This window comes from Pandoraea cepalis (assembly GCF_902459625.1).
GTDB lineage: Bacteria > Pseudomonadota > Gammaproteobacteria > Burkholderiales > Burkholderiaceae > Pandoraea > Pandoraea cepalis.
The window spans coordinates 209,247-232,865 of sequence record NZ_CABPRY010000007.1; the positions used below are offsets into that span (position 1 = coordinate 209,247).

Genomic DNA, 23,619 nt, shown 5'->3' on the forward strand with positions numbered 1-23,619 from the left:
CGCGACAATCGCTCCCGGAACAGGACGATGCCGCTTTGCGCACGTGCGCTCCCGGCCCGGACGACGTGCCCTGACGTCCGAATCCGATCTGCTGAAAAACGCCGCCACCCAGTTCAAAACCGGAGGCGTAGTGATAGGCGGCCACTGTGGAGCCCAGCGCCACCGATAGCAACAACAACGTTCCCGTACGCCAGCGGCGTCGGACCGTGGAAGCCATGTCTCCTCCCTGTCAGAGGTCGGCCCGCTCGAACGGCGCTTGTCACCGACTATCGGCAACCAGCCTTCCGTCATCTCGGCGGGGATCGAGTTCCCGTCACTACTGAGTCTCGTTTTTTCGCGATTCTGCACGCACTGGGCCCGGTTTGTCATCCCGGCTATCCCTAAGCCCACCGAATGTATCGCGATATGATATATTTTTTCGTTTTTGGACTATGCGGCGCCTCTCGCCCGCTCGACTCATGCCTGCGCCTCCCTCGCCCAATCCAACGGTCACCACCGATGCGCTGACCAAGAGCGATTTCGAAGCCCTATCGGAATTCCGCTATCGGCTGCGCCGCTTTCTCAATTTCAGCGAGTCCGCCGCACGCGACGAAGGCATCACGCCGCAGCAATACCTGTTGCTGCTGCACGTCAAAGGTATACCGGGGCGCGACTGGGCGTCCATCAGTGAATTGGCCGAGCGCCTGCAAGCGGTGCATCACAGCGTGGTGGCGCTTGTCGCCCGCTGCGAGAAAGCCGGGCTCGTCACGCGCCGCCAAAACGAAAGCGACCGGCGAGTGGTGGAAGTGCACCTCTCAGCGGCAGGCGACGCATGCCTCATGAATCTCGCCGCCCAGCACCGCAACGAGTTGAGCACCTTTGCGGACATCTTCCACATTCGTGGCGTTCATTTGTAATCACGGCATTGTCATGGCTTCCGTTCCCCATACGCCTTCGCCTCACTCCACCATGGCCGCGCCCGCCAACGCACGGGACTTTTCGCGTGCGCCGGGCCTGCCTCGACTCATTGCGCTGGCCGCCGTCATCGGCTTTTGCGGTGTACCTGCCGCGTGGTTGCTGCTGCACCTCATCCAGGGCTTCACCAACCTCTTCTTCTATCAAACGCTCTCGTTCGCGCCACGCTCGCCCGCCAATAACACGCTCGGCGCGGCGGTCATCGCCCTACCGGTCATCGGCGGGCTGATCGTCGGCGCGATGGCCCGCTTCGGCAGCGACAAGATTCGCGGTCACGGCATTCCGGAAGCCATCGAGGCGATTCTGTTCGGCAAGAGCAAGATGTCGCCGCGCGTCGCCATCCTCAAACCGTTGTCCTCGGGCATTGTGATCGGCAGCGGCGGACCATTCGGCGCGGAAGGCCCAATCATCATGACGGGCGGCGCCGTCGGCTCGCTCATCGCCCAATACTTTCATCTGAGCGCCGCCGAGCGCAAGACACTGCTCGTGGCCGGCGCCACCGCCGGCATGACGGCCGTATTCGGCACGCCGGTCGCCGCCGTGCTGCTCGCCGTGGAACTGCTGCTCTTCGAATGGCGTCCGCGCAGCCTGCTGCCGGTGATCGCCGCATGCGCGGTCGCCGGTTTCGCACGGCCGCTGATGCTCGACGCAGGTCCGCTCTTTCCGATGGCGGAATCCGTCGTCGCACCCATCGCCCTGCTGTCGTGCGTGATCGCCGGGGTATGCGCGGGCATCCTGTCCGCCAGCATGTCGCGCGCCCTCTACGCCATCGAAGACGGCTTTCACAAGCTTCCCGTGCATTGGATGTGGTGGCCAGCCATCGGCGGTGTCGCCATCGGCATTGGCGGCTATCTCCAGCCGCGTGCGCTCGGCGTGGGCTATGACGTCATCGCAGACCTGCTCGCCGGACACTTCACGCTGCATGCCGCGCTGGCGCTGCTGGTGGTCAAGGCGATCATCTGGGCGATTGCCCTGGGATCGTGCACCTCGGGCGGGGTGCTCGCGCCGCTGCTCATGATCGGTGCCGGGCTCGGCACGCTCCTCGCACCGGTGCTGCCGGGTGGCGACGTCTCGCTGTGGGCACTGGTGTGCATGGCGGCAACGCTCGCCGGCGTGCTCGGCGCGCCGTTGACGGCCATCGTCTTCGCCCTTGGTCTCACGCACAACGTAAATGCGTTGCTGCCGCTACTGCTCACTTGCGGCATCTCGTACGGCATCACGATCTGGATCATGCCGCGCTCGATCATGACGGAGAAGATCGCGCGACGTGGCCGTCACATCCATCGCGAATACGGCGTCGATCCGCTGGAGCGCCTGCACGTTGGCGAATTGATGACCCGAGAGCCGGTGTCGCTGGCCGCCGGCATGCTCATCGACGAAGCGGCACAGCAAGCCTTCGGCGCGGGCCAGCGCCATCGCGCCTACCCCGTGGTCGACGCTGAGCACAGCGTGCTCGGCATGGTCGACCGGCAAGCACTCACGCGCGCGCAGGCACAAGGGCTGCAAACGCTGGGCCAACTGTATGGCGCGAATCCGCCGCTCGTCGCGCTGGCGTCGGAGACGGGGCGTATCGTGTCGGCACGCTTCGCCGCGCATCACCTGGAACGACTGCCGGTCGTGAGTGATGCCGCTTCACGCAAGCTCGTCGGCATCATCAGCCGCAGCGATCTGGTCAAACCGGCTGAGCACTGGCGCTCGGAAGAAGAAGTGCGCGAGCGCATGCTTCATCTCGGACGCCGACGTAGCTGATCCCAGATACGACGACGCGCCGTCAACCCTGGTTGACGGCGCGTCGGGACGCAACGAGACGAACGTCGGTGGTCAGTGCATCGGCGCCGAGTTGCGCGCGTCGTGCGAGGCAGCCGGCGGATTGCCGCTGGCCCGTTCCCAGGCATTCTTCGCGAGCAAGGCGAGCGTGGCGAGCACGGCCGGAATCGCCAGCAGCGAGAACGTCGACGCAAACCCCAGGTGACGGCGCATCAGCTCCGCACCCAGCAACGCACCGGCAATCCCGCCGAAGCGCCCGACACCGAGCATCCATGCCACGCCCGTGGCGCGGCCGTGCGTCGGATAGAACATCGCTGCCAACGACGGCATCGACGACTGTGCACCGTTCATCGCCGTGCCTGCCAGGAAAATCAGCACGACCAGCGCGCCGATGTTGCCCATCGCCTGCCCCACCGCATACACCAGCACGGCCGTCAGCGCGTAGCCCACAGCCACCACTTTCTGCGCGTTGAACTTGTCCATGCACCAGCCCGACAGAATCGTGCCGATGCCGCCGCCCAGCGGGAAGAGGGCCGTGATCAGCGCAGCCCGTTCGATCGTGAACCCCGCATCCTTGAACAGCAGCGGCATCCAGCTCGTGAGCAGATAGAAGATCACGAGGCCCATGAAGTAGGTGACCCACAGCATCAACGAGCCGAAGCCGTACTGCTTCGAGAGCACCACGCCGATGGCGGAACCGGCCCGTTTCGGCGCGGCTTCATTGACCGTGAACGTGCCGACGTCGTCGAGCGGCTCGCCCGAGATCCGCGACAGAATACGACGCACGCGCTCGACCGGCTTGTGACGCACGACGAGGAACTTCACCGACTCCGGCAAGCACAGGATCAACAGCACCGAGAGCACCAGCGGCAATACGCCGCCGAGCACGAGCACGGCATGCCAGCCAAAGTGCGGAATGACCCACGAAGCAACGAATCCGCCTACCGACGCCCCCAGCGGGAAGCCGCAGAACATGGTGTTGACGATGACCGCGCGACGCGATTCCGGCGCGTACTCGGAAATCAACGTCACGGCATTGGGCATGGCCGCACCGAGCCCCAGCCCCGTCAGAAAGCGCAGTGCCGTGAGCGTTTGCAGATCCTGAGCGACGGCCGTCGCGAGACTGGCGATGCCGAAGAAGACGACCGAGAGCACCAACAGCGTCTTGCGCCCGAGCTTGTCGGCGAGCGGACCGGCAAAAATTGCCCCGCCCGCCAGACCAAAAAGCGCCGCCGAAAGCACCGGGCCGAGCGAGCCTCGGTCGATGTGCCACTGCTGCACCAGCGAAGGCGCGATGTAACCGATCGCTGCGGTATCGAAGCCGTCGATGGCGACGACGAAGAAACACAGGATCAACACCAGCCACTGGTAGCCGGAAAATCGGTGTGCGTTGATATAGGTGGGCACATCCACCGTTCGCGTCTGATTCATGAAACTGTCTCCTCGGGGCGTGCCCGCCCCGGCTGTCATCGCTTTGTAATTTTGGCATTCGCCGCCGCGCAGGCGCGTCCATTTGCCGGGGGTGGCGCGCTTGTCGGCTAACCCGATTCGGCGGGTTTGCGGCGTCGATTTTCTGCCGCTACTGTAAGTCTTTCAACCGGTCGTCGAAATGATCTTTCGTCAGATCATCCATAACGGCCAGTTATACGTGCGAGCAGGCGAGCACCGGCGCCCGCGTGCCGATGCCTCGCCCTGCGCCTCAGGCAAGCGGCAGCCCCACATAGTTCTCCGCGAGCATGAGCGATGCCGCGCGCGAACTGACAACGTACTCCAGTTCCGAGCGCTGCATCTGTTGCTCGAACGGCGTGGCGTCGTCGAGGCGGTGCATCATGCGCGTCATCCAGTACGAGAAGTGCTCCGCGCGCCAGATCCGCTTGAGCGCCGCCTCCGAATATCCGTGCAAACCGGCTTCGTTGTCGCGATGGAAGAAGTCGTCGAGCGCGCGCGCCAAACGCCACACGTCGGCCACGGCCAGGTTCATGCCCTTGGCGCCCGTCGGCGGCACGATATGCGCCGAGTCGCCCGCCAGGAACATACGGCCATACTGCATCGGCGTGGCGACGAAGCTTCGCATCGCGATCACGTTCTTCTGGAAGATCGGCCCCTCCTTGAGGCGCCAGCCGTCGTCGCTTTCCGTGCGCATGTGCAGCTCTTGCCAGATACGTTCGTCGCTCCACGTCTCGGCGCGCTCGCTCGGATCGCATTGGAAGTACATGCGCTGCACCGTCGGGGAGCGCGTGCTGATCAACGCGAAGCCGCGCTCGTGTGCCGCGTAGATCAGTTCGTCGGACGATGGCGGCGCCTCCACCAGCACGCCGAACCAGCCGAACGGATACACGCGCTGATATTCCTTGCGTACCGAGGCGGGCATGGCCGGGCGGCACACTCCGTGGAAGCCGTCACAGCCCGCGATAAAGTCGCACGTCAGCCGTCGTACCTGGCCATCCACCGTGAATTGCACGCTCGGTGTCGTGCTATCGATGTCATGCACCGAGACGTCCGACACGTCGAACAGAATGTCACCCTGCGCCGCTTCGCGCGCCGCGATCAGATCCTTGATCACCTCGTGCTGCGCGTAGACGGTAATCGCGCGTCCGGTCAGTTCAGTGAGCGCAATGCGATGACGCTGCCCTCCGAACGCCAGCTCGATACCATGATGCAGCGCGCCTTCACGACGCATGCGCTCGCCCACGCCGGTTTCGTTGAGAATGTCCATCGTGCCCTGCTCCAACACACCGGCACGAATGGTCGACTCTACGGCAGCGCGCGCGCGCGATTCGAGCACGATCGAGTCGATGCCTTGCAGATGCAGCAGATGGGAAAGCAGCAGTCCGGCCGGACCGGCACCGACGATGACGACGGGGTAATGGGTTCGCATGCGTTGTCTCCTGTAGTGGCATTGCCCGCGCCTGGCACACCCGTGCCGGGGCATCTCGCGACGGGTCTACGGCATGCATGCGGCTTGCATTTCTCTACTGCCTTGCGCCTGCTGCACCGAATTGGGACTACGCGTAAACGAGCATCCCTAAACCGATGGACACGCCTTGTCACGAGGGGCGAATGCGTCATATCTTATGGACCGCACGCGTCGGGTTGAATGGATGAATCGACGCCTTTCTTGTACTTTTTTGACAACTTCGACCAAGGGAAAACCAGAATGTCAGGCGCGTCACCCCGGCTGCGCGCGGCGCGCGAGGCGATTCCGGAATTCTCGCTGTATGGTGAATTGACGGGCACCGACAGCGCCGATTTCGTCCATATCGAGTGGATTGAAACGCGCAGCCGCCTCTACGACTGGCATATCGACACGCACCGACATCTGGGACTGTTCCAGGTGCTGGCGATCTTCGAAGGGGCGGTGGAGGCGAACGTCGACGACGCCACGTGGGAGGTGCAAGGCCCGGCCGTCATCACCGTGCATCCGTCGGCCGTCCATAACTTCCGCTTCTCGCGCGGCGCGCACGGCTTCGTGTTGACGATGGCGCAGAGCGTGCCGTTCGATGCAGCGCTCGGCGCCGATGCCGACATGGCGTCGCTGCTGCGCAAGCCGTGGCTATTCCCGCTGGGGGACGCACCGCAAACGCGCGACCGTCTCTATACGTTGCTCGGCCTCATCATGGACGAGTTTTCGCGCCCGCAACTCGGGCATGCGGAAATGGTGGGATGGCTCACGCGCAGCGTGCTGCTGCTGCTCGCGCGCCTGCACGCGCATCACGATTCGGCGACACGGGCCGGACGCACGGAGCTGGATTTGTTCGCGCGCTTTCGCGCCCTTGTCGAGGCGCATTACACCGAGGCGTGGGCCGTACCGGCCTACGCCGAACGACTGCATGTCACCGAGAGCAAGCTCAATCGGCTATGCCGTCGCATCGCGGGAAAATCGGCCTTCGATCTGGTGCAGGACCGATTGATGCTCGAAGCGCGCCGCAAGCTGATCTATATTCCCGCGCCGGTCTCGCACGTGGCTTACGAACTCGGCTTCCAGGACCCGGCGTATTTCTGCCGCGTCTTCAAACGGCATGTCGGCGTCACACCGTCGGCGTTCCGCCGCAACGCGCAACATGCCCACTTGGGCGACGCCTCATAACCTCGCGCCGGGGGGGGGGCGGGCCGTCCCCGTTGAAGACCCGCCCCCCGGCGACGCACCGATTCTCAGATTCCCCGATACATCGATACATCGATGCGTCGATGCGTCGATGCGTCGGCGCTCAGTGCTTACGCATTGGCCGGCATCGGCACGCGCAGGAAGCTCAGGAGCGCCTCAGTCACGGCCGGGGCACACTCGATATTGGAGATATGCGCGCCCGGCACGATGATCTGCTGTGCACCGGGAATCCGTTCGAGCATCGCGCTCGACATCGCGGGTGGCGTCGCAAGGTCCCCCGCGCCGGTCACGATCAGTGTCGGGGCGGTGATCAACGCAATCTCGTCGAGCTGATTCATGTCGCGCACGGCGGCACACGCGGCCGCGTACCCCTGCGGCGACAGCGAGCGGAACATCGCCTTCATGCGCTCGACCAACGCCGGTTCCTTCGCCGCGAACGCGGGCGTAAACCAGCGCGACACCACGGCGTCGGCGACGGCAGCCATGCCATCGGCGAGCACCGTGCGAATGCGCGCATTCCAGCCGTCTTCGCCGCCGATGTGCGCCGACGAGCAAACGATAGCGAGACGCTCGAGACGCTGTGGTGCATGAATCCCCAGCCACATGCCCGTCATGCCGCCCATCGACACCCCCGCCACACTCGCACGCTCGATATGCAGCGCGTCGAGCAGTCCGATCACGTCACGTCCCAATTGGTCGATGACGTAAGGTCCCGGCGTGACGGACGAGCCGCCATGTCCACGCGCGTCGTAACGGATCACCCGGAATTCGCGGGCGAGTGCCGGCACCTGCGGCGCCCACATCTCGAGCGTCGTGCCCAGCGAATTGGACAGCACCAGCGCCGGTGCGCGGTCGTCGCCGTCGATCGCCACGCGCAGCGTAGCGTCGCCCACCTCGATAAGACGTTCCGTCGTCATTCGTTTCGGCTCCTCAGCGTTGTGCGGCGTCGCGCGCACGGGTCGTCGAACCGGGCTCGGCGGCTTCCATCTCCGCGAAGACCGTCTCGGCGTCGTGAATCGCCTGATTGGCGGCAGGCAGGCCGCAATACAGTGCAGCGTGCATGAACAGCTCCTTCATTTCCTCGCGCGTCACACCGTTGTTGAACGCGGCGCGCACGTGCATGCGGAACTCGTCGCCACGGTTCAGGGCGATGAGCAGCGAGAGTGTCACCATGCTGCGCATATGGCGCGTGAGACCCGGACGCGTCCAGACATCGCCCCAGGCGAAGCGTGTGATGAAGTTCTGGAAGTCGTCGTTGAATTCGTTGCGGCGTGTGAGGGTGCGGTCCACGTGTGCGTCACCGAGGACGGCGCGGCGCACCTGCATGCCGTTGTCGTAGCGTTCCTGATCGTTCATGTTGATTTTCTGCCGGGTTGGGATGGTGCCACGGCGGCGTCGGCAAGCGCGAGAACTCGGCCCACAAACGTCTCGGCAGCACCCAGATAATGTTGCGGGTCCGTCAGTCGCTCGAGCGTTGCAATGCCGAGGCTGCGGGTGATGTCATCGTCTTCGCGCAGGATATCGAGCAAAGGACGGTGCTGCGCGAGCGCACTGCGGCAATGTGCTTCGACACGCCGATGGGCTTCGAGACGCCCCATCGTTTCGCCCAACGCCATCGTCACGGCCTCGGCCATGATGAGGCCGTGCGTGATGTCGAGGTTCGCCCGCATGCGCGCCGTGTCGACCGTCCAGTCTTGCACGAGGGTGCGCGCTGTCGCCAGCGCTCCGCCGCACAGCATGAGCAACTCGGGCAGCGTTTCCCACTCGGCGTGCCACGTGCCCAGACCGCGTTCGTGATCCTGCTGCATCGCGACGAACAGCGTGGCGGCCAGTTGCGGCGTGCGGGTAGCCGCCGCAAGTATTGCCGCGCACCCAACCGGATTGCGCTTGTGCGGCATGGTCGACGATCCGCCGCGCCCCGGACCGGAGGCCTCGGCGATTTCGCCGACTTCGGTTTGCGTGAGCATCGCCGTATCGCGCGCGAATTTGCCGAGCGAGCCGGTCAGCGACGCCGCCCAGCTTCCCACGCGCACGACGCGATCGCGCTGGCCGTGCCACGGGGTAGCCGCCTCGAACAGACCCAGGCGACGCGCGAGCGCTGCGGCAACCGCGGGGCCCTGCGTGCCGAGCGACGCCAGCGTGCCGGCGGCCCCGCCGAATTGCGCGCACAACACCTGTTGACGCACGTTCGCGAGATCGGCGCGCGCGCGCAACAAACTGTCGAGCGTGCCCGCGAGCTTGAGACCGAACGTGATCGGCAAGGCGTGCTGCAGCCACGTGCGGCCGACCATGACCGTCGCACGATGCTGCCGGACTTGCGCCGCGAGTTCGACGATAAGGCCGTCGAGGTCGGCGCCGAGGTCGTCGAGCGCGCCACGCACTTGCAGGATGAGACCGGTGTCGATGACATCCTGACTGGTGGCGCCCCAATGCACGAAGCGAGCGGCGTCGGCGTCGAGCGCTTTCACGCGCGCCGTCAGTTGCTTGACCAGGGGAATGGCGAGGTTGCCCGCGCCCGCCGCGGCGTCGCGTAGCGCGAGCCAGTCGAGATCGCCGGCACGAGCGGCGGCGGTAATCGGGGCGACAGCGGCGGCCGGGATCAGACCGGCCTCGGCCTCGGCGGCGGCCAGCGCCACTTCGAAGTCGAGCATGCCCTGTAGCGTGGCGTCGCGCGAGAAGCGCGCCGTCACGGCAGCGCCGCGCAGCAAAGAGTCAAGCAGTTCCGTCATCGGAGCGTCGATGGTGGTTAGAGTTGGGTAGGACCGGGTCGCCCGGGTACGTTGCAAAATGCGAAGACGGCCGCGGACCGGCGGCATTTGCATGCCGACAGCCCGGAGCCGCGCCAGTGTCAGCCTTGCATGACTGACGTCAAAGGTCGAGGAAAACCGTCTCCTCGTCTCCCTGCATGCGGATGTCGAACCGGTACGACACACGCCCGCCGTTCACCTCGCGGCGCGCGATCAGCGTGTGGCGACGCTCCGCTGGCACTTGTTGCAGCACCGGGTCGAGCGCGTTGGCCGCAGCCTCGTCGTCGAAATAGATACGCGTAAAAAGATGATTGAGCAAGCCCCGCATCGTCAGAATCACATCGATGCGCGGTGCCTCGCCGGGCGCGGCCACGCCCGGCTTGATCGTGTCGAAGACGAAACAGTGCTCGGCATGGGTGCCGGTGCCGCAACGGCCCGTGCCGGCAAAGCCGGTGCGCTCGATATCGTCGGCGCTCTGTACGTAGCGGCCGGCGGCGTCGGCCTGCACGACCTCGATCAACGCGTCGTTGATCGGCTGGCCGGCGCCGTCGAGCACCTGCCCGACCAGGCGGATCGCCTCGCCTTCAGCACGATCGAGCGCCACCACGGGTGTGAAAGCGCTCTTGAAGTCGTAACGGTACTGCTCCGGCGAAAGGCCATAAGCGAAGTACGGGCCGACGGTCTGCGACGGCGTTTGCTGGTAATCGGACATGGCTCAGGACTCCATCGGCGTTTGGTCGGCACCGCGCAGGACGATGTCGAATTCGTAACCCAGCGCGTACTCGGGCTCGGTGATATCCATCGAGAAGCGCGCAATCAGACGGTCGCGGGCATGCGCCGGGGTGGCCTGGAAAATCGGATCGTAACCGAGCAGCGGATCGCCCGGGAAGTACATCTGCGTCACCAGCCGGGTCGCGAAATATTCACCGAACACCGAGAAATGCAGATGCTGCGGACGCCACGCGTTGTGGTGGTTCTTCCACGGGTAGGCGCCGGGCTTGATGGTCAGGAATTTGTAACGGCCCTGCGCGTCGGTCAGGGCGCGGCCGGCACCGAGGAAGTTCGGGTCCAGCGGGGCGTCGTGCTGGTCGACTTTGTGCACGTAGCGGCCGCACGCATTGGCCTGCCACAGCTCGACAAGCGTGTTCGGCACCGGACGACCGCCTTCGTCGAGCACGCGGCCCGTCACGATCATGCGCTCGCCAAGCGGCTCGCCGTTGCGCACCGCATTACGCGTCAGGTCGCTATCGAGCGCCCCGACGATACCGTGACCGTAGACCGGCGAGCGCAGGTTCGCGAGATTCTGCTTGACGGGGACGAGCAGTTGCTTGGGGCCGCGCAGCGCCGTGGACTTATACCCGCTGTCGATCAGCTTGGGATGCGAATCCCAGTCGCGGGGGCGCAGGACGGTCGTCGAATTCGACATGGTCTCACTCCATTTTGTGTTGACGAATCTGGCTTGCCGCCAGCTGGTTTTCGACACTATATCCATAATCATTGGATATATTTATTGACATTTTCTTAGGTTTTTCATAACTTTCCGGAATGGAAAGACATCGACTCGACGGGCGCATCAAGCTGCGCCATCTGCAATGCCTGCTGGCGGTTGCCCAGCACGGCAGCCTGCAACGCGCCGCGGAAGCGCTGTCCATTACCCAACCGGCCGTGAGCAAGACGATTGCCGAACTCGAGGGCCTGTTGGGCGTGCGTCTGTTCGAGCGCGGGCGCAATGGCGCGCGCCCCACCGCACAGGCCGAACTGTTTCTGCGGCATGCGGGCGCGAGCGTGAGCGCACTGCGTCAGGGCATCGACGTGCTCTCTCGCGCCAACGGTCAAACGGGCGGCGTGATCGAGATCGCCGTATTGCCCACCCTGGCGGCCGCCATGATGCCCAGTGTGCTCGAAACGTTCCGGCGCGAATGGCCGGGCATCGTCGTGCAAGTCCACACGGGCGCCAATCAACAGTTGCTCACGCAGTTGAAGTCTGGACAGGTCACGCTGGCGCTCGGCCGGATGTCGGACCCCGAGGGCATGGCGGGCCTCACCTTCGAGCACCTGTGCGCCACCCCGCTGAGCGTGGTGGTGCGTGCGTCGCATCCGCTCGTTCAGCAGCGCAGCGTGTCGATGGCCGACATTGCGCGCTATCACGTGGTGCTGCCGCCGAACGGCACGATCCTGCGGCATACCGCCGACGGCTTCTTGCGCGCGCATGGCGTGGGCATGCTCGACGACTACGCCGAGCTGCTCTCGATGTCGCTCGCGCGCGCGATGACCTTGCGCGACGATGTCGTCTGGATCGCCTCCGAAATCACCGTGCAGGACGACCTTGCCGATGGCGTGCTGTGTGCTCTGCCGTTCGCGACGAAGGGCACCGAGGAGTCCATCGGCATTCTGTGGCGCAGCGACACCGTCCCGACACCGCCGGAACAGACGCTCATCAGCGCCATGCGCGAAGCGGCGCGCGTGCGCTACGGCACACCGGGCGTACGCTGACGGCAGCATGGCGTTACCTTTCACGCCCGCCCCGCTCACGTTGCCGACGCCGTGGTCTGCTGCGTGTCCGCAAGCCCGAGCATGCGCGCTGCGTTGTCCTTGAGCACAAGCGGTTTGACCTCGTCGCGAAACCCCACCGTCTCGAACTCGCGCAACCACCGGTCCGGCGCGATGAGCGGAAAATCCGAGCCGAACAGCATCTTCTCGCGCAGCAGCGAATTCGCGTATTGCATCAGCTCCGGCGAAAAATACTTGGGCGACCACCCCGACAGATCGATGTAGACGTTCGGCTTGTGCAGCGCGATGGACAAGGCTTGCGATTGCCAAGGCCACGACGGGTGTGCGATCACGAGGTTCATCTCAGGGAAGTCGGTGGCCACGTCATCAAGGTGGATCGGCTCCGAGAACTTGAGCCGCAACCCGCCGCCGCCGGGCATGTCGGCGCCGATACCGGAATGGCCGCTGTGAAAGACCGCGGTGAGCCGGTATTCGGCAATCAGCTCGTACATCGGATAGGCCATGCGGTCGTTGGCGAAGAATCCCTGCATGGTGGGGTGGAACTTGAAGCCGCGCACACCGAATTCCTCGACGAGCCGCCGCGCCTCGCGCACGCCCATGCGTCCCTTGTGCGGATCGATGCTCGCAAACGCGATCATGATGTCCGCGTTCTCCTGCGCGAAGCCCGCGATCTCCTCGTTCGGAATACGGCGGCGACCGATGTTCGCCTCGCAATCGACGGTAAACATCACGAAGCCGATATTGCGCTCGCGGTAATGCTCGATGGTCTCGGGAATCGTGGGGCGGCGATTCTGCTTGAGCACCGTGCCGAAATATTTGTCGGCCGCGTCGTCGAACGCCTTGCCGAACAGGTCCGGCGGCTGGCAGCACGACACTTCAGCATGCACGTGCGTGTCGATCGCGATGAGCTTGTCGAGATTCATTCGGCGGTCTCCGGATCACGGATTTGCGCAGCGACGATCGCCATCGCACGACGCGTCTCCGGCAGGGTGAACTTCAACCAATAGCGCGCCGCGCTGCGTTTCCCATCGGCGATGGGTCCTGGGACGCGGTGCGCCGCCACCGCCGCCTGCGCCCAGAGGCCTGCCATCGACAGGCCGTGCACCACGCGCATCACCTCGCCCGCGACACACAACGCCGCGCGGGGCGATGTTCGCGCCAACGCGATGACCGACGGCATGAGCATCGTCCAGTCGTCGAGCGCCACCAGCGCGGCGTCGAAGCCATCGCGCGTGTCGACGATGCGCGCCTCGCTCACCTGCGCTCGCGCCCACGTCAGCCATTGCGACAACGTGGCGCCGTCGTCCTTGACGACCTTGCGCAGCATCAGGTCGATGGCCTGAATTTCATTGGTCCCTTCATAGATCATCGGGATACGCGCGTCGCGCAGAAACTGCGAGATGCCGGTCTCTTCGACATAACCGTAGCCCCCGAAAACCTGCAACGCATCGCTCGCGCCCAGGAACGCCTGCTCGGTGAGCATCGCCTTGACCACCGGAGTGAGCAGCGCCACCAGCGCATCGGCCTGCACGCGTGCCTGCGGCGTGTCGGCATGGTGAGCCTCATCGATGGCGAGTGCCGCGCGATACAACAACAGTCGCGCGCCCTCGACCGCGACGCGCTGACCCTCGAGCAAGCGCCACACCGCCGGATGCCCGGCGATGGGCACGCCGGCTTCGGCCCCAGGCACGCGCGATTGCACACGCTCACCGGCATGCCGCAAAGCCATGTCGTAGGCGCTCTGCGCCAGTCCAACGCCGGACGCCCCCACATGCAGCCGCGCCGAGTTCATCATTGCGAACATCGCCTCGAGTCCGCGATGCGGTGCACCGATGAGGTAACCGGTCGCGCCCTCGAACGCCATCGAGCACGTCGCGCTCCCGCGAATCCCCATCTTGTGCTCAATACCCGTACAACGCACGGCATTGCGCTCGCCATTCGCAAGCACCTTGGGGACAAGAAAGAGTGACAACCCGCCGCTGCCCGGTGGGGCATCCGGCGTGCGCGCAAGCACGAGATGAACGATGTTCGGGGTGAGATCCTGTTCGCCGCCCGAGATGAAAATCTTCTCGCCCGTCACTCGCACCGTCTCGCGCGTCCCGTCGATCCATTCGGCACGCGTGCGAATCTGCCCGAGGTCGCTGCCGGCGCCCGGTTCCGTCAACGCCATCGTGGCGAGCCATTCACCGCTGACCAGCGGCCTCAGCCACGCGTCGCGCAGTGCGGCGCTGCCGAATCGATGCACGCATTCATACGCGCCGTGAAGAATGCCCGGGTACATCGTCCAGGCGAGATTCGCGCCAGCCGTGAGTTCCTGCACGGCCACCTGCACCACCACAGGCAACCCCTGTCCGCCCAGTGACGGATCGCACGGCAGCGACGGCCAACCGGCGTTGCAATACTGGCGATAGGCATCGGCGAAGCCGGTGGGCGTGCGCACCTCGCCGTCGCGCCAGGTGCAACCTTCACGGTCCCCCACGGCGTTGAGCGGTGCAAGCACTTCGCGCGAGAAGCGGGCGGCTTCGTCGACGACTTGCACGAACGTGGCCGTGTCGAATTCACGAAACGGGCCGAGGCGCGTCAACGCGTCGCCTACGCCGAGCGTGTTCAGCACGAACGCGATATCTTCGGCCGCGCCAAGCGATTGCGGGTACGCCATGTCAGCGCCTTGCGGGGGCAAGGATGACGCGCGAGTCGCCCGCCCGTGCGGCATGCAGCGCATCGACGGTCGCGGCACGCTGGTCCTGCACCGCGCGCTGGTTTATCGACCCTTTGTCCGTAACCTCGCCCCGATCTAGCGAGGGCGGGGTGTCGAGCAGCATGAGACGCGCAACATACGTGGCGCTTCCCCCGGCGCTCGCATTCAGTCGTGCGAGCAGTGCCGAGAACGCTTCACGCACGGGATCGCTCGCCAGCACGTCGCTCAGCGGCGCCTGTGACGGCAAGCCGCTCAAGCGCCGGCAATCCTCGACGCGCGGGAAGACCATCAATCCGATATCGTCGCGATTGATGCCGGTGACGACCGCGTCCTGCACATAGGGGGCCCCTTCCGAAATCACGCGAGCCCGCAACGGCCCCACGCTCACGAATGTGCCCGAACTGAGCTTGAAATCTTCGGTGATGCGTCCGTCGAATTGCAGACCGACCTCCGGGTGCTGCGCGTCGACAAATGTGGCGGCGTCCCCTGTGCAGTAGTAGCCCTCGTCGTCGAACACCGGGTCGCCTGACGAGTGACGCCAATAGCCGGCCATGACGTTAGGTCCGCGAAAGCGCACTTCGAGCTTGCCGCCGACCGGTGCGAGCTTCACTTCGCAGCCGGGCGCCGGCAAGCCGATATAGCCCGCACGCATGATCGGCCCGGTGGTGAACATGCAGCTCGGCGACGTCTCGGTCATCCCCAACCCCGACATGATCCGGATACGCTCGCCGCAATGCGCCTCGGTCACGCGTTCAAGCCGGTCCCAGGCCGCCTGAGACAGCCCGGCCCCGCCGAAGAAGTAGAGATTCACACGGGCGAAAAAGCGCTCGCGCAGGGCCGCGTCGTTTTCGAGTGCGATGGCGAGATCCTCCCATCCCTTCGGCACGTTGAAATACACGGTCGGCGAGATCTCGCGCAGATTGCGCAACGTTTCCTCGAACTTGCCCGCGACCGGCTTGCCGTCGTCGATGTAGAGCGTGCCGCCGTTATAGAGCGCGATGCCGACATTGTGACTGCCGCCATACGTATGATTCCAAGGCAACCAGTCGACCAGCACGGGCGGCGCCTCGCCGAAGGTCGGGAACGTTTGCAGCAGCATCTGTTGATTGCTGCACAGCATGCGCTGGGTGGTCGGCACGGCCTTCGGCAGACGGGTTGAGCCGGATGTGAAGAGGATCTTGGCGATGGTGTCGCCGTTGACGCGCGCGTGAATGGCGTCGACATCGCGCGGCACGGTATCGCGCAGCGCATCGAAGGCCAGCGTGCCCCCGTCGCCGTGCGCGGTGACGCGGACCACATTGTCGTCAAGCACGGCGTCCATGGCGCGACCATAGGCGCCCTCATCCGTCGCGTACACCAGCCCCGGCTGCAGCAATTCCAGTGTATGACGCAGCTTCCCGAAGTCCGTCGACACGATCGAATACGCCGGCGAGATCGGCGCAAACGGCACCCCGGCGTACATCGCGCCGAGCGCGAGTTCAAAGTGTTCCAGATCGTTGCCGGAGAGGATCGCGATGGGACGTTGCGGCGACATTCCGCGATCGCGCAATGCCTGACCGATCGCACGCGCACGCTGCAGCATCTGCGCATACGTGATGCCGATCCATTGACCGTCAGGGCCGCGACGCGCCACAAGCCACCGTTCCGGGTGCCGTGCCGCGCCGGCGATGAGCCGGTCTGTGAGACGCTCCGGAAAATCGCCGAGCGGCTCACGCGAGCGCAGATACCAGCATTCGCCATCGCGAATCACGTCGACCCCCGGGTTGCCGATGGCGACCTGGCGATAGCGATGAGCCGCCACGTCTTGCGTGGCGGCGGTGTTGTTGCGTTGATTCAAAACACTGTCTCCTGCTTCGGTCCCGCCGCGGCGCTCTCTCGGTAGCGTCCGCGCGCGGGCACAGCCTCATCCTGCGAACGATCAGATCGGGTAATGGCGCGGCGTTGTCTGCACGGTGATCCAGCGCAGTTCCGTGAATTCGCCGATCGACGCCTTGCTGCCGAATCGGCCGTAGCCGCTGGACTTCACGCCGCCGAACGGCATCTGCGCTTCGTCGTGCACGGTCGGGCCGTTGATGTGGCAGATTCCCGACTCGATGCGCTTGGCCAATTGCAGCGCACGCGATACATCCCGGCTGAAGATCGCGGCCGACAAGCCAAATTCGCTATCGTTGGCCACTCTCACCGCCTCGTCATCGCCGCTTACACGCTGGATCGTCACCACCGGACCAAACGACTCCTCGCGGTACAGTCGCATCGCCGGGCTCACGCCATCGACGATCGTCGCCTGCATGATCGCACCGTCAACCCGGCACCCCAGCGGCAGATGCGCGCCATGCGTGCGAGCGTCCTCGACCAGCGCCGCCACACGCGACGCCGCCTGCGCGCTCACCATCGCACCGAGCACACTGTCGGGCGACGTCGGCGCCCCGGCGCGCAAGGTCGCCGCCTTCGTCGTGAGCTTTTCGACGAAGGCGTCCGCGATGCGCGCGTCGACGATCACTCGCTCGGTCGACATGCAGATCTGCCCTTGATTGAAGAACGCGCCGAACGCAATGCCGTCGGCGGCGGCGTCCAGATCGGCGTCGTCGAGCACGAGCACCGGGGCCTTGCCGCCCAACTCCAGCAGCGCCGGCTTGAGATGTTCCGCGGCGAGGCGCGCGATGATGCGACCCACGTGCGTCGAGCCGGTAAAGTTCACGCGCCTGACAGCCGGGTGCGCAATCAGTCGCGCCACGATCTCGCCGGCATCGTGCGGCGCGTTCGTCACGACGTTGACCACCCCGTCGCCCAGCCCCGCATCGTGCAGGCAGGCACCGATCAGCGCATGCACGCCGGGGCATTGCTCCGATGCCTTGAGCACGACCGTGTTGCCGCACGCGAGCGGCATGGCAAGCGCTCGCGTCGCCAGAATCACCGGGGCATTCCACGGCGCGATGCCGAGCACCACGCCGACCGGCGAGCGCACTGCCATCGCAAGATTGCCAGGCACATCGCTCGGGATCACGCTGCCGTCGATTTGCGTGGTCATGGCCGCCGCTTCGCGCAGCATGTTGGCTGCTAGCATGACGTTGAAGCCATACCAATTGGCCATCGCGCCGGTCTCGGCGGCCCCGATGGCGATGAACTCCGCCGCGCGGGCGTCCATGCGCTCGGCGGCCGCGAGCAAGCGTTGCCGACGCGCCGTCGGCGACAGCGCCGCCCAGGCGGGAAAGGCCGCTTGCGCCGCGTCGACGGCGGCGTCGGCATCGGCCAGTGTCGCGGCCGGTGCCCGTGTGGCAACTTCGCCCGTCACCGGATCGATGCGCTCGAACGTTGCCCCACCCTGCGCGCCGCGCCACTGGCCCCCGATCAGCATCTGCACTTCATGCATTGCGCTCTCCCTCTTTCCGGTCACCGATGAACGTTGCGCCTCAGCGCTTGTAAGCCTGCAGGCCCGGCTTGATCGCCTTGTCGTCGAGGAACTGCTTCAAGCCTTGCTCGCGGCCGTGTTCCGGGTCGCGCAGCTGGGCCTGATCGAGTTTCGCGTACAGATAATCTTCGCACTGCTCCCACGTCAACTCACGCGAACGCTTGAAACCATGCTTCGCAGCGCGCAGCACGACCGGATTCTTCTCCAGCAGCTTGGCGGCCAGAGCGAGCGTTGCGTCACGCAGTTGGTCGAGCGGCACGCTCTGGTTCACCAGCCCCATGTCCGCCGCTTCCACGCCCGTGAACGTGTCGCCGGTCATGATGTAGTGCAGCGCGCGGCGATGTCCCACCGTGTCGGCCATGGCCTTGCTCACCAGATTGCCCGGCGGAATGCCCCAGTTGATTTCCGACAGACCGAACACTGCCTCGTCGGCAGCGATCGCCAGATCGCACGCCACCAGCGGCGAGAAGCCACCGCCGAAGCACCAGCCGTTGACCATGGCGATGGTCGGTTTGGCGTACATGCGCAGGCGGCGCCATTGCCAATCCGACGCGTCGCGGCGTACGCGCTCCTGCACGACTTCCGGCCCGCCATCGATCTCACGGAAGTATTCCTTCAGATCCATGCCCGCCGTCCATGCCGCTCCCGCGCCCGTGAGCACGACAACGCGCGCATCGGCATCGAGCTCGAGCGCGTCAAGCACCTGGATCATTTCCGTGTTGAGCGTCGGGCTCATGGCATTGCGTTTTTCCGGGCGATTGAAGGTGACCCAGCCAATGCCCCCCTCCACCTTCACGTCGATCGTCTTCCAGCGTCCTTCGTATGCAGTCATTTTGCGCAATTCCCAAGTGTTCCGGGCAACCTGTGCCGCGCGCCGGGAGTGGCGCGCGGTGTTGCCGACAGACACATTTAATATCAGGTAACCTTACATTGCAAGCATCACGTTTTCAGTGAAAACCCTGATCTCGAAATGTCAGAACGTGTGACGCATGCCGAGCATCACGCCAGCCTGGCCCTCACCGGCAGGCGGCGTGGTGCCGCCGCCCCCGCCGCTGACCGAGTATGCTGCGCGGGCGCTGTTGAAGAGATATGCCGCCTGTGCGTAGACCGCGGTGCGCACCGAGAGCGAGTAAGTGGCGCGCAGCGTGGTCATCGTGCCGCGCGTGTCGTGATCGCTGTTGACGATGCGGTAGACCTCGCCGTCCACCAGCCACGCAGGCGTAATGCTGTACGCCGCGCCGAGGTAGAAAAGGTTGGTGTGCGTATTGATGGCGGACGTCGACACGCGACGGCCCAGCCAGCCGCCACCGACCTTCAATGCGCCGTACTTGTAGTACGCACCGAGGGTCGTGCGGGTGTCCTTGTCGCCGCTGCTGGCGAACACCGAGGTGGGCTGTCCGTCGAAGAAGTTGACCGCGGCATTGGTGCCGCCACGCAGCTCTTCGTACGAGGTGGCGACGCCGAAGTTGTTTGCGTCGTACTTGAGCATCACCGACCAGTCACGGCATTGCACCGACTGCCCCGGCACCTGTCCGGCGCAAGTGCCCTGCCCCGGCGAATTGCCCGTGCCCGCCGCGTCGCGGCCGAACGAATACCCCGCACCGAAGCTCAACCCCTGCCAGCCGACCTGATAAGTGACCGAGTTGTCGGTGCGCGCATTGGGAACGTAAGCATCGAACGAGCCCATGCCGTAAATATCGGGGCCAAGGATATCGGAACCCAGCAGCGCGTGGAAAGTCATGGTGTACTGGCGGCCAAACGACAGCGTGCCATACGGGCCCTTCACGCCCACGAAGGCCTGGCGCCCGAACAGGCGACCGCCCTGGCCGAGATCGCCGCCACGCAGGTTGAAGCCGCTCTCGAGTTGGAAGATCGCCGCGAGCCCGCCGCCGAGATCTTCCGTGCCGCGCAGCCCCCAGCGCGACGGAAATTCGCCGGTCACGCCCGGCATGCGCAACACGGCACCATTCACACTGGCGTGCGAGACGTACTCGATTCCGGTGTCGACAATGCCGTACAGCGTGATATTCGATTGTGCGCTGGCGATACCGGGCGCCACCAGCGCGGCGGCCACGGCCAACGAAGCGAGCGCATGAGCGCGATGGGAAAGTGCCATGTGTGTCTCCAATTATCAGTCAGCCGCGCGGGGACGACGAATGAGCATGAGGGCGGCCAGCGCGGCCACGATGGTGACGGGAATGCTCGCGCCGATCACCAGGGCGGCACTGCTGCCCACGGCGAGCAGCATGCCCGCCGCCAGTGGCCCGACCACCGAGCCGATGCGTCCGAACGCCACCGCTGCCCCCACACCCGTGCCGCGCATGGCGGTCGGGTAGTAAGCGGCGGCGAGCGCGTAGAGCACCGACTGGCCGCCGATGATGAACATGCCTGCGAAGAACGCCGCCGTCGCCAGTACCCCGAAGCCCTGGGCCGCCGCGAGCCCGACAAGCGAGGCGATCATGCCCAGGTACATGCCGCCAATTACGAGCGACATGCGTGCGCGATCCATCAGGTAGCCGAGGGCGAGCACGCCGACGGCGCTCCCCACGTTGAAAAGAATCTGCACCCAACCGATATCGCCGCGCGCCAGACCGCGCGCCCCCATGAGCGACGGCAGCCAGTTGAGCAGGAAGTACAGCACGATGAGCGTGCAGAAGTAGGAGAGCCAGAGCTGGATCGTCGAGATGCCGCGTCCCTCGGAGAACAGCACTGTCATCATCGGCGCGGGCGTGGCGCGCTGGCCTTGCGAGGTCGCAGCCGCGAACGCGCGAGACTCCGGCAGGCACCAGGCGAGCAACGGCAAGAGCAACAGCGGGCCAATGCCGCCCGCGTAGAAGATATGGCGCCAGTCGGCGTCGCTCACCGCCAGCATGCCAATGGTCGCGGCAATGCCACCGCCGAGCGGAATCCCGCAATACATGATGCTCACGGCCGTGCCGCGCAGTCGTGGCGGCACGGCTTCCGACGACAAGGCAATCAGGTTCGGCATTGCACCGCCCAGGCCGATGCCCGTGAGCACGCGCACGATCACCAGCATCCCAAAGTCCGACACGAACGCCGTGGCAATCGACAACACGCCGAAGACCGCGGCCGAGAGCATCAGCACTCGCTTGCGGCCGATGCTGTCGGCCAAACGCCCGCCCACCATCGCCCCGGGCAGCAGGCCAAAAGTGCCCGCCGAAAAGGCGAGCCCCATCTGCGCGACGCTGAGCCCGAACTCCTTGGCCATGCCGCGTGCCGCCACCCCGACCGATTGCAGGTCGAGACCTTCGAGCAACGCCACGGCAAAGCACAGCGCCAACGTGAGCGCCATCGGACTGGCGAGACTCGCGTGCCCGTCCGGCGCCAACGGCAACGCCTGCGCGTTGCCCTCCTGATTCGATTTCATGGTGTCTCCTGTCATCTTCGTCATGGACTTCGGTCGCCGCCCTGCGAGAGCGGCACCTGATGCGCAGTCAGCCGACGCCGGCGGCGAAGCCCATTTAATCAGGTAACCTGATATATAGGGCGGACGTACGGCGGGCGCGACAATGCCGCGCGAGCCGCATATTGCGTTCGCCTTACCGTGCCACTGGAATGCTGTCGCCCGCTTCTCTGCGGCGACGGTCTCCATTTAATATCAAGCTACCTGACAATACAAGCCATCGGCAGGTCGGGACAAACCCGGGGTCAGTCGCGCAGATTGCGCACGAACATTTCGAGATGGCGTTGCACGGCGGCGGCGTCTTCGCGGCTCACATCGGCGCGCATGCGCGTGTCGATCTCCTTGGCGACGGCCTCGCATTGCGCGAGCACCCGGCGCCCTTCGTCGGTGAGCTGCAACAGCACGATGCGGCCATGATTGGGGTCGGGCTCACGGGTGATCCACTGGCGCCCAGCCATGAGGCTCACGACCTCATTGGCCGATTGCGGCGTGATGAACGAGCGCTGGGCGAGTTGCGCATTGGAGAGCTTGCCGCGGGCGTCGAGCACCGATAGCGCAGTGAACTGGGCGAGCGTGAGGCCGAGCGGTGCCAGCGCTTCGGACATGTGGCGACGTAGCAGACGGTCTAGGCTGGCGATGACGTAGGTCAGACGCAACTTGGCCCGACGCGGCCGTGCCTCGGCCGAGCCTGCGCCCCCTTCGGACACTTCGGTGTCCGGTGCCCGCACGACAGTGTCGTCGGCGCCTGCGGTTGCGGTCAGCTTCTTTTTCTCGGGTACAACGCTCATGATGAGGAAGCGAGGATGCGCAAACAGCCTGCGCCAGTGCTCGCGGAGTGCGGGAAAGTCAGCAGTGTAACGCCGCCGTCGCGCAGTGGCGACGGTCCGGCGGCGAGGCGTCGCGGACCGGCCCCGCGGCACCGGTTCGCCTGCGATGTCAGCCGGCGAGCCGGCGGAACGTCTCGAGCACGGCGTCGCCCTTGAACGGCTTGACGATCCAGCCCTTCACGCCGGCCGCCTTGCCACGCTCCTTCATGGCCGGGCTGCTCTCGGTGGTCAGCATCACGACGTTGACGCTCTGGTTCGCGAGTTCGCCGCGAATCTTCTCGACCATCGTCAGGCCGTCCATATTCGGCATGTTCACGTCGCTGATGACGAGCTTCACGCCCGGGCTGGCCTTGATCTTGGCGAGACCGTCCTTACCGTCAACGGCGGTGTCCACGTCCAGGCCGTTCTTGCGCAGAAAGCCGGCGACTTCGTCGCGCACAGTGCTCGAATCATCGACCACGAGAATCTTCGACATGGTGTTGTCCTTGTGTGTAAGAGGGAATAGAGGTTCGCGTCGGTATCTCAGAACAGCTCCAGCGCCCCGGTTTCGACGGGCTCGGCGCTTGCCTGCGGGGCGTCGCGAAACGCCTCCGGCGACCAGTTGAGGCTAAAGACGAAATGCTGATGCAAGGTCACGATCTGGCCGCTGACCGGATCGGTGAGGCGATAGACGAAACACAACTGCGGGTTGTCGGTGCCGAACGAAATGTACTTCTGCTTGTGATTGATGAGCAGCGGCACCTGCACCTGTGTGCGGCCCACTGCCGAGGGATCGCCCATATAGCGGTTCTTGAACGCGCCCCAGATCAGGTTCGTCAGCTCGCCCAGCATGCCGTTGAGTTCGCGAAAGCCCGCCGGCCCCTCGCAGCGGCCGGTATGTTCGAGCAGTTGCATGAACGGAACCTGCTCGGCCTGCATCATCATGTAGCCGCGGCACCAGGCGCTCTCGAGCGGGATCAGGCTGAAGACCTCACCGAAAATGATGCGATCGCGCACCACGCCGGGCGGCTCGCAGTGCACGGCGATGTCGCCGAACAAGCCGCGAAATACGCCATCGGTGATATCGACCATGCCGCGCACGAGCGCTTCGGGGTATTCATGCTCGACGCTGTCGTCGAGGATCAGAAACTGGCTGACCGACTCGCGGGGGGTGCTTCGGTTCATTTTCGTAATTTCC

General features: G+C 65.2%; 21 protein-coding genes. 4 read left to right on the forward strand and 17 right to left on the reverse strand.

Translation table 11 applies throughout. The features are described 5' to 3' along the window. Positions 1 to 458: 458 nt before the first annotated feature. Both PCE31107_RS16110 and PCE31107_RS16115 read left to right on the forward strand, forming a co-directional pair. Positions 459 to 896: a MarR family winged helix-turn-helix transcriptional regulator gene (locus PCE31107_RS16110; protein WP_130025064.1), complete on the forward strand. Its 438-nt coding sequence runs from the start codon at positions 459 to 461 to the stop codon at positions 894 to 896. 52 nt (positions 897 to 948) lie between these two features. Then, a complete protein-coding gene (locus PCE31107_RS16115) occupies positions 949 to 2,703 on the forward strand; it encodes a chloride channel protein (protein ID WP_130027725.1) in 1,755 nt (584 codons plus the stop codon). A gap of 72 nt (positions 2,704 to 2,775) precedes the next feature. Here the strand turns inward: PCE31107_RS16115 and PCE31107_RS16120 are convergent, their stop codons facing one another. Continuing rightward, entirely contained in the window at positions 2,776 to 4,152 is a 1,377-nt protein-coding gene (locus PCE31107_RS16120) for an MFS transporter (RefSeq protein ID WP_130025063.1), read from the reverse strand. 268 nt (positions 4,153 to 4,420) lie between these two features. Continuing rightward, positions 4,421 to 5,599, reverse strand: a complete 1,179-nt coding sequence (locus PCE31107_RS16125) for a 4-hydroxybenzoate 3-monooxygenase (protein WP_150609776.1) — start codon at positions 5,597 to 5,599, stop codon at positions 4,421 to 4,423. 279 nt (positions 5,600 to 5,878) lie between these two features. Here PCE31107_RS16125 and PCE31107_RS16130 point away from each other — a divergent pair, with 279 nt between their 5' ends. After that, a complete protein-coding gene (locus tag PCE31107_RS16130) occupies positions 5,879 to 6,808 on the forward strand; it encodes a helix-turn-helix domain-containing protein (protein ID WP_174966690.1) in 930 nt (309 codons plus the stop codon). A gap of 128 nt (positions 6,809 to 6,936) precedes the next feature. Here the strand turns inward: PCE31107_RS16130 and pcaD are convergent, their stop codons facing one another. The 5 genes from pcaD to pcaH form a co-directional block, all read right to left on the reverse strand. Beyond that, on the reverse strand, positions 6,937 to 7,743 hold the full coding sequence (gene pcaD, locus PCE31107_RS16135) for a 3-oxoadipate enol-lactonase (protein WP_150609780.1): 807 nt from the start codon (positions 7,741 to 7,743) through the stop codon (positions 6,937 to 6,939). Between the two features lie 13 nt (positions 7,744 to 7,756). After that, positions 7,757 to 8,182 (reverse strand): 4-carboxymuconolactone decarboxylase, encoded by a 426-nt coding sequence (gene pcaC / locus PCE31107_RS16140; RefSeq protein ID WP_150552457.1) that lies wholly within the window; start codon positions 8,180 to 8,182, stop codon positions 7,757 to 7,759. Then, positions 8,179 to 9,555 (reverse strand): 3-carboxy-cis,cis-muconate cycloisomerase, encoded by a 1,377-nt coding sequence (locus PCE31107_RS16145; RefSeq protein WP_150609782.1) that lies wholly within the window; start codon positions 9,553 to 9,555, stop codon positions 8,179 to 8,181. Before PCE31107_RS16145 ends, pcaC begins: the two co-directional genes overlap by 4 nt. A gap of 139 nt (positions 9,556 to 9,694) precedes the next feature. After that, entirely contained in the window at positions 9,695 to 10,285 is a 591-nt protein-coding gene (pcaG, locus tag PCE31107_RS16150) for a protocatechuate 3,4-dioxygenase subunit alpha (protein ID WP_150609784.1), read from the reverse strand. Positions 10,286 to 10,288: 3 nt separating this feature from the next. Further along, positions 10,289 to 10,999 carry a protocatechuate 3,4-dioxygenase subunit beta gene (pcaH, locus tag PCE31107_RS16155; RefSeq protein ID WP_017233227.1) on the reverse strand — a complete coding sequence of 237 codons (711 nt, stop codon included), beginning with the start codon at positions 10,997 to 10,999 and terminating at the stop codon, positions 10,289 to 10,291. Between the two features lie 119 nt (positions 11,000 to 11,118). Here pcaH and pcaQ point away from each other — a divergent pair, with 119 nt between their 5' ends. Next, positions 11,119 to 12,066, forward strand: coding sequence for a pca operon transcription factor PcaQ (gene pcaQ / locus PCE31107_RS16160; protein ID WP_130025055.1), 948 nt, complete (start codon positions 11,119 to 11,121; stop codon positions 12,064 to 12,066). A 35-nt stretch (positions 12,067 to 12,101) separates the two neighbouring features. Here the strand turns inward: pcaQ and PCE31107_RS16165 are convergent, their stop codons facing one another. From PCE31107_RS16165 to PCE31107_RS16210, 10 genes are all read right to left on the reverse strand, one after another. Beyond that, entirely contained in the window at positions 12,102 to 13,007 is a 906-nt protein-coding gene (locus PCE31107_RS16165; protein WP_150609786.1) for an amidohydrolase family protein, read from the reverse strand. Beyond that, positions 13,004 to 14,743: an acyl-CoA dehydrogenase family protein gene (locus PCE31107_RS16170; RefSeq protein WP_150609788.1), complete on the reverse strand. Its 1,740-nt coding sequence runs from the start codon at positions 14,741 to 14,743 to the stop codon at positions 13,004 to 13,006. Before PCE31107_RS16170 ends, PCE31107_RS16165 begins: the two co-directional genes overlap by 4 nt. A gap of 1 nt (position 14,744) precedes the next feature. Next, positions 14,745 to 16,619 carry a feruloyl-CoA synthase gene (locus PCE31107_RS16175; RefSeq protein WP_150609790.1) on the reverse strand — a complete coding sequence of 625 codons (1,875 nt, stop codon included), beginning with the start codon at positions 16,617 to 16,619 and terminating at the stop codon, positions 14,745 to 14,747. An 81-nt stretch (positions 16,620 to 16,700) separates the two neighbouring features. Beyond that, positions 16,701 to 18,152: an aldehyde dehydrogenase gene (locus PCE31107_RS16180; protein ID WP_150609792.1), complete on the reverse strand. Its 1,452-nt coding sequence runs from the start codon at positions 18,150 to 18,152 to the stop codon at positions 16,701 to 16,703. Between the two features lie 40 nt (positions 18,153 to 18,192). Further along, positions 18,193 to 19,023, reverse strand: coding sequence for a p-hydroxycinnamoyl CoA hydratase/lyase (locus tag PCE31107_RS16185; RefSeq protein ID WP_017233221.1), 831 nt, complete (start codon positions 19,021 to 19,023; stop codon positions 18,193 to 18,195). 141 nt (positions 19,024 to 19,164) lie between these two features. Then, positions 19,165 to 20,307, reverse strand: coding sequence for a porin (locus PCE31107_RS16190; RefSeq protein WP_150609794.1), 1,143 nt, complete (start codon positions 20,305 to 20,307; stop codon positions 19,165 to 19,167). Between the two features lie 15 nt (positions 20,308 to 20,322). Next, positions 20,323 to 21,504, reverse strand: coding sequence for a 3-(3-hydroxy-phenyl)propionate transporter MhpT (mhpT, locus tag PCE31107_RS16195; protein ID WP_150609846.1), 1,182 nt, complete (start codon positions 21,502 to 21,504; stop codon positions 20,323 to 20,325). Positions 21,505 to 21,860: 356 nt separating this feature from the next. Next, positions 21,861 to 22,403, reverse strand: a complete 543-nt coding sequence (locus PCE31107_RS16200) for a MarR family winged helix-turn-helix transcriptional regulator (RefSeq protein ID WP_150609796.1) — start codon at positions 22,401 to 22,403, stop codon at positions 21,861 to 21,863. A gap of 148 nt (positions 22,404 to 22,551) precedes the next feature. Next, complete coding sequence (locus tag PCE31107_RS16205) at positions 22,552 to 22,917, reverse strand: response regulator (RefSeq protein ID WP_017233217.1); 366 nt, start codon at positions 22,915 to 22,917, stop codon at positions 22,552 to 22,554. Between the two features lie 47 nt (positions 22,918 to 22,964). After that, complete coding sequence (locus PCE31107_RS16210; RefSeq protein ID WP_150609798.1) at positions 22,965 to 23,606, reverse strand: chemotaxis protein CheX; 642 nt, start codon at positions 23,604 to 23,606, stop codon at positions 22,965 to 22,967. Between the last annotated feature and the right edge of the window lie 13 nt (positions 23,607 to 23,619).